This window comes from Stenotrophomonas sp. 28608_Sma, assembly GCF_056486185.1.
In genome coordinates, this window is record NZ_CM151308.1 from 2800824 (window position 1) to 2813257 (window position 12434).

The following is a 12434-nucleotide window of genomic DNA, read 5'->3' on the forward strand; positions in this document are numbered from 1 at the left end:
TGATGCTCACGACCGCCCTGCTGCTGGCCACCCTCTCCGCCAGCGGATACTCCGCTCCGCATGAGGCAACGGGTGCACCACCGCGCACCCTGCAGCTGGGCGGTCGTACCTATGTGGACAAGGGCCTGGTCGCTGCCGGACGGTTGCCCGCGGGCACGGTGGACTTCCTCGGCGATACGCTGGGCTCGTTTTCATCGCTGGCGGTGCAGCCCGGCACCTGGAAGCGCACTGCCAGCGGCTACGAAGGCGTGCTCTGGACCCTGCCCGACCGCGGTCGTAATGATCCCGAGGCCGGCCTGTTCTACGACTACGCCGGTCGCGTGGAGCGCATGCAGCTGCGCATCGACGTTACCCCGGGCAAGCCTGCGCTTGGCACGCTGAGCATGGTGCCCGACAAGGGCGTGGTACTTAAGGATTTCAAGGGGCAGCCGTTCACCGGTGCCGACCCGGGTGAGCACACGATCACCCAGCGCGAGGTGGTGCTGCCCTCACCGGCCAGCGGCGCAGGCGCGGGCAAGGTCTCGCTGGATGCGGAGTCGCTGCAGTTCACCGCCGATGGCCACTTCTACATCGGCGATGAGTACACCGCCAACGTCTACTACTTCGATGCACAGGGCCAGCTGCAGGGCGTGATCGTGGCGCCGCCGGCGATCCGTCCGCAGCGCGATGGCAAGCCCGCCTTCGGTTCGCTGGCGGCGCCGCAGACTGGGCGCCGCAACAACCAGGGCGTGGAAGGCATGGGCCTGTCCCCCGACGGTACCCGCCTGTTCGTGGCCCTTCAGAGCGCCACGCTGCAGGACAGCGCAAAAGGCAACGCGGCCGGGCGCATCAACACCCGCGTGCTGGTCTACGACGTGACGGCCTCGCCGACGCCGCAGCAACCGATCGGCCATTACGTGATGGCCCTGCCCGCCTATGCACACGACGGCAAGGGCAAGCTGGACCGTACCGCCGCGCAGAGCGAGCTACGTGCACTGGATGCCCACCGCTTCCTGCTGCTGGCCCGCGATGGCAACGGTCTGGGCAAGGACGGCGATGACCCGATCGTCTACAAGTCGGTGCTGCTGGTGGATGTGGCCGATGCCAGCAACCTGGCAGGAAGCAACTATGAGTCCGGTACGGCCTCGGTGCTGGCCGACCCGGCGGGCACCGTGTTGAAGGACGGCATCGTGCCCGCACGCAGCGACGAACTGCTGAACCTGCTCGACCGCCCCCAGCTGGCGCGTGCCGGCCTTGACCTGAACACCAAGCGCGGCCCGCATGCCGGGCTGCTCTCGGAAAAGTGGGAAGCCATGGACGTACTGCCAGCGCTGGACCCGCAGCATCCGAACGACGTGCTGTTGCTGATCGGCAACGACAACGACTTCATCGCCCGCCACTGCCGCATGCAGGGCCAATCCTGCGACAGCCCGTACGACAACGACAACCGCGTTCTGGTCTACCGACTGACCCTACCCTGACTGCAACGGGTAGTGCCGGCCGCTGGCCGGCATCACGCCCATATCGACCACGCATGCGGATACTCGCCAACCTGCGGGGCAATACTGGCGCGTACCGGGTTCGCCAGGATGTACAGCGCCTGCTCAGCCCTCACCGCAACCGGTAGTGCCGGCCGCTGGCCGGCATCACGTCCAGGCCGACCACGCATGCGGATACTCGCCAATCTGCCGGGCAATACCGGCGCGTACCGGATTCCCCAGGATGTACAGCGCTTGCCGCGCCAGCGACTCCTCGGCCCTCACGGCATGATCGAAGTAGCCTGGCTGCCACACCGTACTTCGACGACCCGCCAGGCGATTCAGGGCAAGCGCGCTCGACGACTTCATTCGGCGCGCAATGTCTGGAAGATGAGCTGCACGCAGCTCGAACATCCAGTGGACATGATCCGGCATGACGACCCATGCGAGTGACTGTACGAGCCCGCGCTGTTCGATGTAATGGAGCTGGTCGATTACACATGCCACTGCAGCTTCGCTTTCAAAGAGCCGGCGGCGCTGATGTGTGGTCGTTGTCAGAACGTAGACCTGACCGACAATGGAACGCCGGCCCAGGCGGAGGCGATGGCTGCTCATGCCCCATGGTGGAGCGATCATTGCGCGTTGAACGTCAGGCCATGCCTCGATGGAAGTTCGGAGATGTCTGAAGTTGAATGAGGTTGCCGGCCAGCGGCCGGCACTACCGGAGACTATGGGCTGCCGGCCAGCGGCCGGCACTACCAGGGACCATGGGTTGCCGGCCAGCGGCCGGCACTACCAGGGACCATGGATTGCCGGCCAGCGGCCGGCACTACCGGGGCCATGGGTTGCCGGCCGGTATCGACAGGACTCAGCCGCGCAGGGTGGCGCCGCCGTCGACGTACAGGTCGCTCATTGCCACGTGCCCGGCCTGCTCGGAGAGCAGGAACATCACCGAATGAGCGATGTCTTCCGGGGTGGCCAGCTTGCGCAGCGGGATGCCGGCCTTGTACGTCTCCAGGCTGCCGGCGATCACCCGCTCGGCACCGTGCGCGTCCTGCCACATGCCGGTCTGCATCGGGGTCAGCGTTGAACCCGGGGCGACGATGTTGCAGCGGATGCCCAGCGGCGCCAGTTCCAACCCGAGGCAGCGGGTGAACATCGTGGCGGCGGCCTTGGACGCGGCATAGGCGGCCATGCCGTGCCGCGGCACGCCGGCGGCGTTCGAACTGACGGTGACGATCGCGCCCTGACCACGCGGTGACATCACCCGCGCCAGCGCACGCCCAACATGGAACACGCCATCGGCATTGACTGCGAACACCCGGCGCCAGTCGGCATCTGTGGTCTCCGCAACAGCTCCCACATGCAGAACACCCGCCACGCTGGCGGCAAGGCCAATGGGCCCGATGCCGGCTTCCACACGATCCACCAGGGCGTCCACCGCTGCGCTGTCGGTCACGTCGAGTGCAAACGCCTGCACACGTGCATCCACCACCGCGGGCGCCTCACGGTCGGTTGCCACCACCGTGCAGCCGGCCTCGGCCAACAGCCGTACCAGGGCCTCGCCGATGCCGCCGGCGGCGCCGGTCACCAGTGCCACGCGACCTTCAAAGCCGGTCAACTGCATGTTGCGATCTCCTCTTGCTCATCCCAGTGGCGCAGGCGCGCCGACAACCACGGTGCCAGCTGCGCCACCGCATCGCGGCCGGTCAGCTCGGCATGCAGGAACGGCAGTTCCAGCGCCTGCACCCTGCGCGCGTGCGTGCGCCACAACGCCGACTGCAGCTGCGGCCGCGCCTGATGATCCCGGCCAGCGCGCACGTGCACCAGCGTGCCGTCGAACGGTTGGTGGATGTGTTCGCGGATCAACCGGTTGGTGCCGGTCACCGCACGCACCACGCCATCGAGCACTACATCCGGCAGGCTACCGAGCGCACTACCGCCACGGCGCAGGAAACCAAGAATGCGTTCACGGCTGTCCAGCTCCGGATGCGCCTCCGGGTCATGGCCTGCAATCGCCAGCAGCGCACGCAATGCGGCGATGGCATCGGGTTCCGGCTCAGCCCGCCAGCATTCGCTGGGGTAGGCGTCGAGCAGCACCAGTTCACCGACTTCACGCCCGATTTCATGCAGGCGCACCGCCATCGCCTGGGCGAGGATGCCCCCCACCGACCAGCCCAGCAGATGCACCGGTCCCTTCGGCTGCAACGTGACCACCCGCTGCACATAGTCATTGGCCATGGCTTCGATGCTGGACGGCAACGGCTGCTTCGGATCCAGCGCGGGCGACTGCAGGCCATATACCGGGCGTGCCGGCTGCAGGGCGCGCGCCAGCGTTCGGTAGTTCCAGGCGATGCCACCGGCCGGGTGCAGCACGAACAACGGAGTGGGCCCGTCAGCATCAGTGGCAGCCAACGAGATCACCGGCCCCAACGCGTGGTCGGCCAGCGCCGGCGGTTCGCGAATGCGCGTCGCCAATGCGGCCACGGTCGGCTGCGCGAACAAGGCACCGAGGCCGAGGTCACAGCGCCAGCGTTGTTCGATCGCCAGCAGCAGGTGCACCGCGGACAGCGAGTCGCCGCCGAGGCTGAAGAAGTCCGCATCGACCGCCACGGGCGCTTCACGCCCGAGTGCCTGGGCAAACAGCACCGCCAGCTCCTGTTCCAGCGGCGTGCGCGGCGCCAGTCCGGCAATCTCGTTCTGCGGCGGCTTCGGCAACGCGTTGCGGTCGAGCTTGCCGTTGGCGGTCACCGGCCACTGATCCACGCCAACGAACGCCGACGGCACCATGTAGTCCGGCACGCGCGTGGCCAGGTGGCTGCGCAGCATCACGGCATCGGCAAGCGCCGCTGGCACATAGGCCACCAGCCGGGCATCACCGGGTGCATCCTGGCGCAGCAGCACTTCCACCCGCTCCATGCCCGGCAGCGTACGCAGTGCCGCCTCGATCTCGCCCAGCTCGATGCGCAGGCCGCGCAGCTTCACCTGGTGGTCGCTGCGGCCCAGATATTCGACTGCGCCGTCACTGCGCCAGCGCGCCACGTCGCCAGTACGGTAGATGCGCTCCCCTGGCAGGAAGGGATCGGCCAGGAAGCGTTCGGCGGTCAGGTCATCGCGACCGAGATAGCCGCGCGCCAGCTGCACGCCCCCCAGATACAGGTCGCCCGGCACACCCACCGGCAGCGGCTGCATCCGCGCGTCCAGCACGTACAGGCGGGTGTTCCAGACCGGGAAGCCGATCGGTACCGGCCGTGAGCGGTCCTGCGCCGAAGCCGGCCAGTAGCTTACGTCCACTGCCGCTTCGGTCGGGCCATACAGGTTGTGCAGTTCGGCCTGCACGCGCCCATGGAAACGATCACGCAGCGATGCGTCCAGCGCCTCGCCACTGGTGAACACGCGGCGCAGCTGCAGGCCTTCGGAGGCCGGCGCGGCAAGGAACGCGTCGAGCATCGACGGCACGAAATGTGCGGTGGTGATGTAGTGGGCACGCACAAGCCGTGCCAGCTCGGTCGGATCACGATGCGCGTCCGGACCCGCCACCACCAGCGTCGCGCCGCACAGCAGCGGCAGGAAGAATTCCCAGACCGAAACATCGAAGGTCGCCGGGGTCTTCTGCAGAACACGGTCATCGGAACGGATGCCGTAGTGCTCGCGCATCCACAGCAGGCGATTGACGATGGCACGGTGCTCGATGACCACGCCCTTCGGCTCGCCAGTCGAGCCGGAGGTATAGATCACATAGGCTGCATCGCTGGGCGCCGGATCGGCCCACGGTGCTGCGAAACTCAGCGCGGTCCATTGATCGGGGGCAAGCACCGGCACGCCGTCCATGCGCGCCGATACCTCTGCCGCAGCCAGTACGCACGCCGGCTGCGCCGAGGCGAGAATACGCGCGAGGCGCTCATCGGGATGGGCAAGATCCAGCGGCAGGTAGGCGGCGCCCGCACGGAGGACCGCCACCAGCGCGATCACCAATTCCAGCGAGCGTGGCAGCGCCACCGCCACTACGCTGCCAGGCCCAACACCCACCGAGCGCAGCTGCGCGGCCAGTGCGAAGCTGCGCGCCTCCAGCGTGGCGTGGTCCAGCTCGGCATCGCCGAAGACCAGCGCGGGCGCGTGCGGATCACGGTCCATGCCCTGCTGCAGCAGTTCAACCAACGTGGTGGGTGGCAGCGCATGCGCGGTGGCATTGAAAGCATGCACCACCTGCTGCGCTTCTGCGACGGTAGCCAGCGGCACCGCCGCGATATCTTCAGCTTCCAGCGCCGCCGACACGAAATGCAGCAACCGGGTCGCGTGCGCCTCCACATCCTCCCGACTGTACAACGCGGGATTGGCCTCGATCTCCAGATCCAGCAGGTGCTGGCCGTCGCCACGGAAGCCCAGCGTCAGATCATCCACCGGCCCGGTGCACAGCACTTCCAGCGTCGCCCGCACGCCGTTCAGTGCCAGTGGCTTGTAGAACGGCTGCACATTCACCAGCGGACCGTGCAGGCGCTGCTGCGCGCCCACCAAACCCATGTCCCGGCGCAACTGCTCGCCACGGTAGCGGCCGTGCTTGCGGCCCTGGCTGAGCTGCCGGCCCAATGCCCGGGTAAACGCCTCGACACTGCCCTCGCCGGCCGCCACCCGCAGCGGCAGCACATTCATCACCATCGCCGGCACCCGCGCCGATGCGTTGCCGAGCCGCCCCATGTAGGGCACGCCCAGCACCACCTCATCGGCCGCGCTCATCCGCCGCAGATACTCGGCAGACAACGCGGCCAGCACATCCGGCCACGGCTGCAACCAGCGTACTGATGTCTGCAGCAGCCGTTCGCGGAACGGCGCATCCAACGGTTGCACCCAACGCAGCGCGTCGTCACTGGCCGCCAGCGTACCGGCCAGGCCCACGCCCGCCGGTGCGCCCTGCAACTGCTCGCGCCACCACTGCCCCGCCTGCGCGCGGCGCGGGTCGGCACGGTAGGCGGCATCATCGACCAGCACGCCCGCCAGCCTCGGCAGCGGCTCATCCGTACGACCGGCATACAATGCGCACACGCGATCAGTAAACAGCGCCATGCCGTAACCATCCGCGGCCAGATGATGCACGCGCAGGTACCAGACCCAGCGCTGGCCACCCAGATCGAACAACACCTGCTGGCTTATGCGGTCGCGGGTCGGATCGACCGCGCTGATCCGGTCGGCCTGCATCAGGGCACGCGCCGCCGATGCCGGGTCTGTCTCGCCGGATAGATCGCGCACCGACAGCAGCGGCACGTGCGACGGGTCATGCCACTGCAACGGCTGGCCGTCGGCCCCCTCGGCAAAGCGCAGTGCGAAGGCCTGGGCTTCGCCCGCTGCCTGGTCTGCCGCGGCGACAAACGCGGCCACATCCAGCGGACCGTCGATCCACACCGCATGTGCGGTATTGAATGACGGATTGTCCGGCGCCAGCCGCTGCGCGAACCACAGCCCCGACTGGGCCTCGGTCAGTGCCACCGGCGTGGCCAGCGCAGCGGCGTTCATGCGTTCTGCGCGGCCTGCAGCGTCTGCACCACACCCCACCACTGGCGCAGCGTGGTGTGCTCGGCCAACTGCGAGAACTCCAGCGGCAGGCCGGTGTTGCCCCAGGCCAGGACCAGGCCCAGCATGCGCATCGAGTCCAGGTCCAGATCGATCAGGTTGTCGTCGTCACCGATCTCGGCCGGCGTGCACTCCAGCACGCGCGCAACGTCGGCACGCATCCGCTCCAGATCCAGCGCATCACCCGTGGCAGCCATCACAGCACCTCCAGCAACTGATCGGTGGTCATCGGCACGCCACAGGTGCGTGCGATCCAGTGCAGCGCCTGATCGTGATCGGCACGCGAAAAATCCGCCACCGCATCGGCTGCGATGAACGCCTCGATATCGCGCTGGAACGCCTCCACCACGGTCGCGGTGCAGCCGATATGGGCGTACACGCCGGTCACCAGCAGCTGGTCGCGGCCACGCACCCGCATCAGCGTCTCCAGGTTGCTGCGCTGGAACGCGCTGTAGCGGTGCTTCACCAGCACATGCTCGCCCGGCTGTGGTGCCAGCGCCTCGATGATCGGCTCATGATCGGCACTGCGGCGCATGCCCGGGCCCCACAGGTCGGCCTGCAGGCCACGGTCGCGGCGGTCCTGGTCGCCATGCTGCGCGGTGTAGAACACCGGAATGCCATGTGCGCGACAATGCGCAAGCAGGCGCGCGATGTTGTCCACCGCCGGCCGCAGCGGCGCGTTTCCGGCATCGAACGCGGCCAGGAAGTAGCGCTGCATGTCGTGTACCAGCAGCGCGACACGATCGCGTTGCGGGCGCCAGGGCCCGCGCGCCTGCGGCAGTTCGGCAGCGGTCGGCAAGGAATAGTTGGTGATGCGGGGCAGCGCCATCAGCGCGTTCCTCCTGTCTGTTGCAGATGACGCGCACGCAGCTGCGCGCGCAGTTCGCGGCGGCTGATCTTGCCGACCGCGGTGGTATAGAAACTGTCGACGAACACGACCTGGTCCGGCACCTTGAACGCCGCCAGGCCGCGCGTACGCATCCAGGCTTTCAGTGCCGGCGCCTTGATCGGCTCCCCCTGCTGGATCACGAACGCGCAGCTGCGCTCACCGAGATACTCGTCGGGAATGGAGACCACGGCGGCGTCGAACACACCAGGGTGGGCCAGCAAGTGATCTTCAATCTCCTCGGCGGAGATTTTCTCGCCCGCCCGGTTGATGTGGTCACCGGCACGGCCCTGCACCACCAGATAGCCGCCGGGCAACTGCTGCACGCGGTCACCAGTGCGGTAGAACCCATCGTCGGTGAACGAGCGCGCGTTGGCCACCGCATCGTTGTGGTAACCACGGATGGTGTACGGGCCGCGGGTCAGCAGATGGCCCACTTCGCCTTCGGCCACCGGCTGGTCGTGGTCATCGACCACGCGCACTTCGTCGTCCGGACTGATCGGACGGCCCTGGCAGGCCACGATCAGTTCCTCCGGATCATCCAGCCGGGTGTAGTTGACCAGGCCTTCGGCCATGCCAAACACCTGCTGCAGGGTGCAGCCCAGGCCGTCGATCACTCGCCGTGCGGCTTCCGGTACCAGTTTGGCGCCGCCTACCTGCAGTACCTGCAGGCTGGACAGGTCGTGCTTGCTCGTAGCCGCTGCCTGCGCCCACAGCAGCGCCAGCGGCGGCACCAGTCCGCAGCAGGTCACCTGTTCGCGGGCGATCAGCGGGAAGGCCGCATCCGGGCCGGGACCGGGGCTGAGCACCACGCGGGCGCCGGCATACAGCGCACCGAAGAAGCCGGGCGAACTCATCGGGAAGTTGTGCGCGGCCGGCAGCGCGACCAGGTAGACGCTGTCGCGGTCGATGCCGCAGAGGTCATTGCTGGCGCGGAACGAATAGATGTAGTCGTCGTGCGTGCGCGGGATCAGCTTGGACAGGCCGGTGCTGCCACCGGAGATCTGCAGGAACGCCACCGACTGCGGATCCGGGTCGGCCGGCAGCTCGCTGCGATCGCCCTGCAGCGCCTCCAGCGCGGTGAACTCCGCCGCATCGCCGTCAATGACCACGTGGCGCAGTGCCGGCACCTCGGCCTGCAGCGCCCGCGCCAGCCCGCGATGATCAAAGCCATCGTGTAGGTCGGCAGTGATGTAGGCACTGGCCTCGGCCTTGTTGGCGAAGTGCACCAGTTCGGTGATGCGATGCGCCGGCAACGCGTATACCGGCACCAGACCCGCACGGAACAGTCCGCATACGGTGGTGATGAATCCGGCGGTGTTGCCCAGCTGCACCAGCACCCGCTCACCGGGCTGCAGGCCGAGTGCCAGCAGTCCGGAACCGATGCGACCGGCTTCGTGCCACAGCTGCGCGTAGCTCAGGCGGACATCGCCGGCGACCACCGCGATGTCATCCGCATAGCGTTCCGCGCGCTCGCGCAGGAACGCCGGGAAGGTCTCGCCGCGCCAGTGGCCGGCCTCGCGATAGCGCGCCATCAGTTCATCAGGCCACACCTGCTGCAGTGGCAGGCGGGAGGAATCAATGGAGGTAGTCATGCGGCAGGCTCGATGGCGGGCGCGGATTCATGGACACCCAGCGCGTTCAACAGGGCAGCGAACTTCGCCGCGGTTTCGGCCACCTCGGCCTCGGGTTCCGATTCGGCGACGATGCCGGCACCGGCATACAGGCGCAGCTGCGTGCCCTGCAGGCGTGCGCAGCGGATCGCCACGTACCAGTCGCCGTCACCCTGCGCATCCAGCCAGCCCACGGCGCCGGCGTAGAAGCCGCGCGGCACCGGTTCCAGTTCGCGGATGCGCTGCAGTGCCGCCAGCCGCGGCGTACCGCAGACCGCCGGCGTGGGGTGCAGCTGTGCCAGCAGTTCGGCGGCAGACGTCTGCGGATCCTTCAGGGTGGCATGGATGCGGGTGCCCAGGTGCCACATGCTGGCGGTGGCATGCAGCATCGGCCGTGGCTGTGCATCGATGTGGCTGCAGTACGGTGCCAGGCCCTCGACGATGGCGTCCACCACATGGCGATGCTCGTCATGGTCCTTGGTCGAGGCCAGCAGCGCCTGCGCGGCACGCTCGTCCTCGGCAGCATCGGCGCTGCGGCGTGCTGAACCGGCGAGCGGATGCGACAGCAGTTCGGCACCGCGCTTGCGCAGCAGCAGTTCCGGGGTTGCCCCCACCAGCCACGCCGGCGCCTGGCCCAGCTCCACCGGCAACGGCACCGCGTAGGTCGCCACCGACGGATCCGCGCCCAGGCGCGCCAGCAGCACGTCCGGCGACAGCGCCTGGCGGGTGCGTGCCAACAGGCTGCGCGCCAGCACCACCTTGTGCAGGTTCTGCTCGGGCGCACGCAGGACCTGCACCGCCGCGGCAACCGCTGACGCATAGTCCTGCGGCACAGGCTCGGCCCGCAGGGCGCCGTCCAGCGGCGGTGCGGCCTGCGGTTGCAATGCCAGCACAGGCAACAGGCGCTCGGGCTGGTACAACGCATCGTCCGCACGCGGTTCGAACGGCACCGCGCCAACCAACAGGCCCGGACCACCGCGCTGCTGGGCAAAGAACTCCGAAACGCGCTCTGCCAGCGTCGCCAGTGCACCGACCGGCAGCGCGGCGCGGCACCCGCGTGCGTGCACGTGCTGGCCCGCATGCTGCAGCAGGAACAGCGACGCGTCGTCGGTGTTCTCCTGCGGCGCTGGCGCAGCCTCCGGCCACGCGCCCTGCATCAGGGAATCGTTCATGGGGTCTCCTTCATCCGATGCGCTGCGGCCAGCGCGCACAGCAACAGCAGCAGCGCGCCGACCAGCAGGTAAGGCAGGCTTGGCCCGCCGCGATACAACAGCGTGCCGAGCATCGGCCCGGCCACCATGCCCAGCCCCTGCGCGGCCGCCACCGTGCCGGCCGCGGCGCCCTGCTCGTGCGCCTCCACCGCATCGGCGGCCAGCGCCTGGAACGAGGGGAATACGAAACCCATGCCGAACGCGGCCAGCGCGTACGCCGCCGGCAACTGCCAAGCCTGCTGCACGCCCGCCACCGAAGCGAAGCCGATGCCGGAAATGAGCGCGCCGAGGACGATCCAGCGGCGTGGATGTACCTCCAGCTTCATCACCAACGCCTGCGCCAGGATCAGGCCGATGCCAACCGCTGTGAGTGCAATGCCGGCCATGCGCGCGCCCGCCGCTGCATCCAGGCCGAGGCGGTCGATTGCGAAGAAGCCGACCGTGACCTGCGCGATGGTCACCGAGATCATGGCGATGAACGCCGCCAGCTGTGGCAGGCGCAGGCGCGGGTCGAGACGGCTCATCGGCTGGCGGCGTTGCGCAGAAGCGCTCTCCACCGGCGGTGTGGCCGGCAACCGCCACGCCAGCAATGCCAGCGCAAGCAGCGGCAACAATGCGGCCACATACAGCGCCAGCGACAGATTCGTATAGGCCAGCCAGCCAGCGGCGGCCGGGCCAAGCACCATGCCCAGCGCGTTGGCGCTGCCCAGGCGAGCGAGGAATTTCGCACGCTGCCCGGTCGGTGCCTTGTCGGCGATCAGCGCGGCAGCGGTAGGAGGCACCGCGGCGTAGAACAGGCCGATCAGGCCACGCGCACCGACCAGCACGAGCACCGATACCAACACAGGCGGCACCGCCTGCAGGGCCACGTCGATGAACACCGCCAGCGCGATGTAGACCACGGTGTAGGCACTCATCGCCAGCATCAGCACGCGCTTGCGGCCGATGCGGTCGCTGAGCTGGCCCCACGGGCGCGCGGCCAGCATCCACAACACACCGGCGGCGGTGACCGAGAGGCCGGCATGCCACTCGGACAAGCCGAGCATGCGGACCACCGGGCCGATCACGGCGACGAAGGACATCATCGCCATGGTGCCGATCAGGGCAGCCAACACCAGCGCCGGCAAGCCGGGAACGACGGGACGTGCGTGCATGAAACACCAGCCGTAACAGGAAAGGATGGCCGGGCGCGTCTGTACGCCCCCGCCCGGCACCGGTCCTGCTCAGGGCCCGATGCCATCCTTAAATGATAACGGCTCGTATTTGCATTTGATACCCATTCTCTTGAATGGGCATGCAACAGTGGGTTCAGCGCATTGCACGCAGGCCCAGCAGACCACGGCGCTTGAACCACCACTCCAGCGGCAGCGTCACCAGCGGCGGGATCGCCGCCAGCAGGGCCAGGGCACTGGCCCACCACGGCCAACGCAGGCGTACTGCCGCGAACAGCGTCACCGCCACGTAGACCAGGAACGCCACGCCGTGCAGGGGGCCGAACAGCTTCACCAGTGCAACGCTGGCCATGGGGCCGTACTTCATCCACATGCCGATGAGCAGGCCGGCCCAGGTCACGGCCTCGATGAAAGCGACCACCGCGAACAGGCGTCCGGCCGGGTGCATGGGGGAACGTTGGGTCACGCGGAGCTCCAGCATCGGGATATCAAATGCGAATGATACGCAGATGCGAACCCGATGTAGAGTC

Annotated in this window: 10 protein-coding genes; 1 reads left to right on the forward strand and 9 read right to left on the reverse strand. The window is 68.2% G+C overall.

The genetic code is table 11. The annotated features are described in order from the left end of the window. The first annotated feature begins 2 nt into the window (after positions 1–2). Positions 3–1460 (forward strand): esterase-like activity of phytase family protein, encoded by a 1458-nt coding sequence (locus ACZLHH_RS13175; RefSeq protein ID WP_180844391.1) that lies wholly within the window; start codon positions 3–5, stop codon positions 1458–1460. Positions 1461–1625: 165 nt separating this feature from the next. Here the strand turns inward: ACZLHH_RS13175 and ACZLHH_RS13180 are convergent, their stop codons facing one another. The 9 genes from ACZLHH_RS13180 to ACZLHH_RS13220 all read right to left on the reverse strand — a co-directional run bounded on the left by ACZLHH_RS13180 (position 1626) and on the right by ACZLHH_RS13220 (position 12352). Further along, entirely contained in the window at positions 1626–2072 is a 447-nt protein-coding gene (locus ACZLHH_RS13180) for an REP-associated tyrosine transposase (protein ID WP_132810293.1), read from the reverse strand. 253 nt (positions 2073–2325) lie between these two features. Next, complete coding sequence (locus tag ACZLHH_RS13185) at positions 2326–3084, reverse strand: 2,3-dihydro-2,3-dihydroxybenzoate dehydrogenase (protein ID WP_071229058.1); 759 nt, start codon at positions 3082–3084, stop codon at positions 2326–2328. Beyond that, a complete protein-coding gene (locus tag ACZLHH_RS13190) occupies positions 3075–6965 on the reverse strand; it encodes an enterobactin synthase subunit F (RefSeq protein ID WP_180844390.1) in 3891 nt (1296 codons plus the stop codon). Before ACZLHH_RS13190 ends, ACZLHH_RS13185 begins: the two co-directional genes overlap by 10 nt. Then, positions 6962–7219, reverse strand: coding sequence for a phosphopantetheine-binding protein (locus tag ACZLHH_RS13195; protein WP_180844389.1), 258 nt, complete (start codon positions 7217–7219; stop codon positions 6962–6964). The genes ACZLHH_RS13190 and ACZLHH_RS13195 overlap by 4 nt, the downstream gene beginning before the upstream one ends. Continuing rightward, the gene (locus tag ACZLHH_RS13200) at positions 7219–7851 is read right to left on the reverse strand and encodes an isochorismatase family protein (protein WP_049462780.1); all 633 of its coding nucleotides are present in this window, start codon (positions 7849–7851) and stop codon (positions 7219–7221) included. The genes ACZLHH_RS13195 and ACZLHH_RS13200 overlap by 1 nt, the downstream gene beginning before the upstream one ends. After that, on the reverse strand, positions 7851–9503 hold the full coding sequence (locus ACZLHH_RS13205) for a (2,3-dihydroxybenzoyl)adenylate synthase (RefSeq protein WP_180844388.1): 1653 nt from the start codon (positions 9501–9503) through the stop codon (positions 7851–7853). The genes ACZLHH_RS13200 and ACZLHH_RS13205 overlap by 1 nt, the downstream gene beginning before the upstream one ends. Continuing rightward, entirely contained in the window at positions 9500–10693 is a 1194-nt protein-coding gene (locus ACZLHH_RS13210) for an isochorismate synthase (RefSeq protein WP_180844387.1), read from the reverse strand. Before ACZLHH_RS13210 ends, ACZLHH_RS13205 begins: the two co-directional genes overlap by 4 nt. After that, complete coding sequence (locus ACZLHH_RS13215; RefSeq protein WP_180844386.1) at positions 10690–11886, reverse strand: MFS transporter; 1197 nt, start codon at positions 11884–11886, stop codon at positions 10690–10692. Before ACZLHH_RS13215 ends, ACZLHH_RS13210 begins: the two co-directional genes overlap by 4 nt. Before the next feature lie 154 nt (positions 11887–12040). After that, positions 12041–12352 carry a DUF3817 domain-containing protein gene (locus ACZLHH_RS13220; RefSeq protein ID WP_180844449.1) on the reverse strand — a complete coding sequence of 104 codons (312 nt, stop codon included), beginning with the start codon at positions 12350–12352 and terminating at the stop codon, positions 12041–12043. Positions 12353–12434: the final 82 nt, after the last annotated feature.

Bases quoted from the DNA above. Each gene is read 5' to 3' on its own strand.
- ACZLHH_RS13175 (WP_180844391.1), top strand. From the start codon at position 3: ATGCTCACGACCGCCCTGCTGCTGGCCACCCTCTCCGCCAGCGGATAC.
- ACZLHH_RS13180 (WP_132810293.1), bottom strand. From the start codon at position 2,072: ATGAGCAGCCATCGCCTCCGCCTGGGCCGGCGTTCCATTGTCGGTCAG.
- ACZLHH_RS13185 (WP_071229058.1), bottom strand. From the start codon at position 3,084: ATGCAGTTGACCGGCTTTGAAGGTCGCGTGGCACTGGTGACCGGCGCC.
- ACZLHH_RS13190 (WP_180844390.1), bottom strand. From the start codon at position 6,965: ATGAACGCCGCTGCGCTGGCCACGCCGGTGGCACTGACCGAGGCCCAG.
- ACZLHH_RS13195 (WP_180844389.1), bottom strand. From the start codon at position 7,219: ATGGCTGCCACGGGTGATGCGCTGGATCTGGAGCGGATGCGTGCCGAC.
- ACZLHH_RS13200 (WP_049462780.1), bottom strand. From the start codon at position 7,851: ATGGCGCTGCCCCGCATCACCAACTATTCCTTGCCGACCGCTGCCGAA.
- ACZLHH_RS13205 (WP_180844388.1), bottom strand. From the start codon at position 9,503: ATGACTACCTCCATTGATTCCTCCCGCCTGCCACTGCAGCAGGTGTGG.
- ACZLHH_RS13210 (WP_180844387.1), bottom strand. From the start codon at position 10,693: ATGAACGATTCCCTGATGCAGGGCGCGTGGCCGGAGGCTGCGCCAGCG.
- ACZLHH_RS13215 (WP_180844386.1), bottom strand. From the start codon at position 11,886: ATGCACGCACGTCCCGTCGTTCCCGGCTTGCCGGCGCTGGTGTTGGCT.
- ACZLHH_RS13220 (WP_180844449.1), bottom strand. From the start codon at position 12,352: ATGCACCCGGCCGGACGCCTGTTCGCGGTGGTCGCTTTCATCGAGGCC.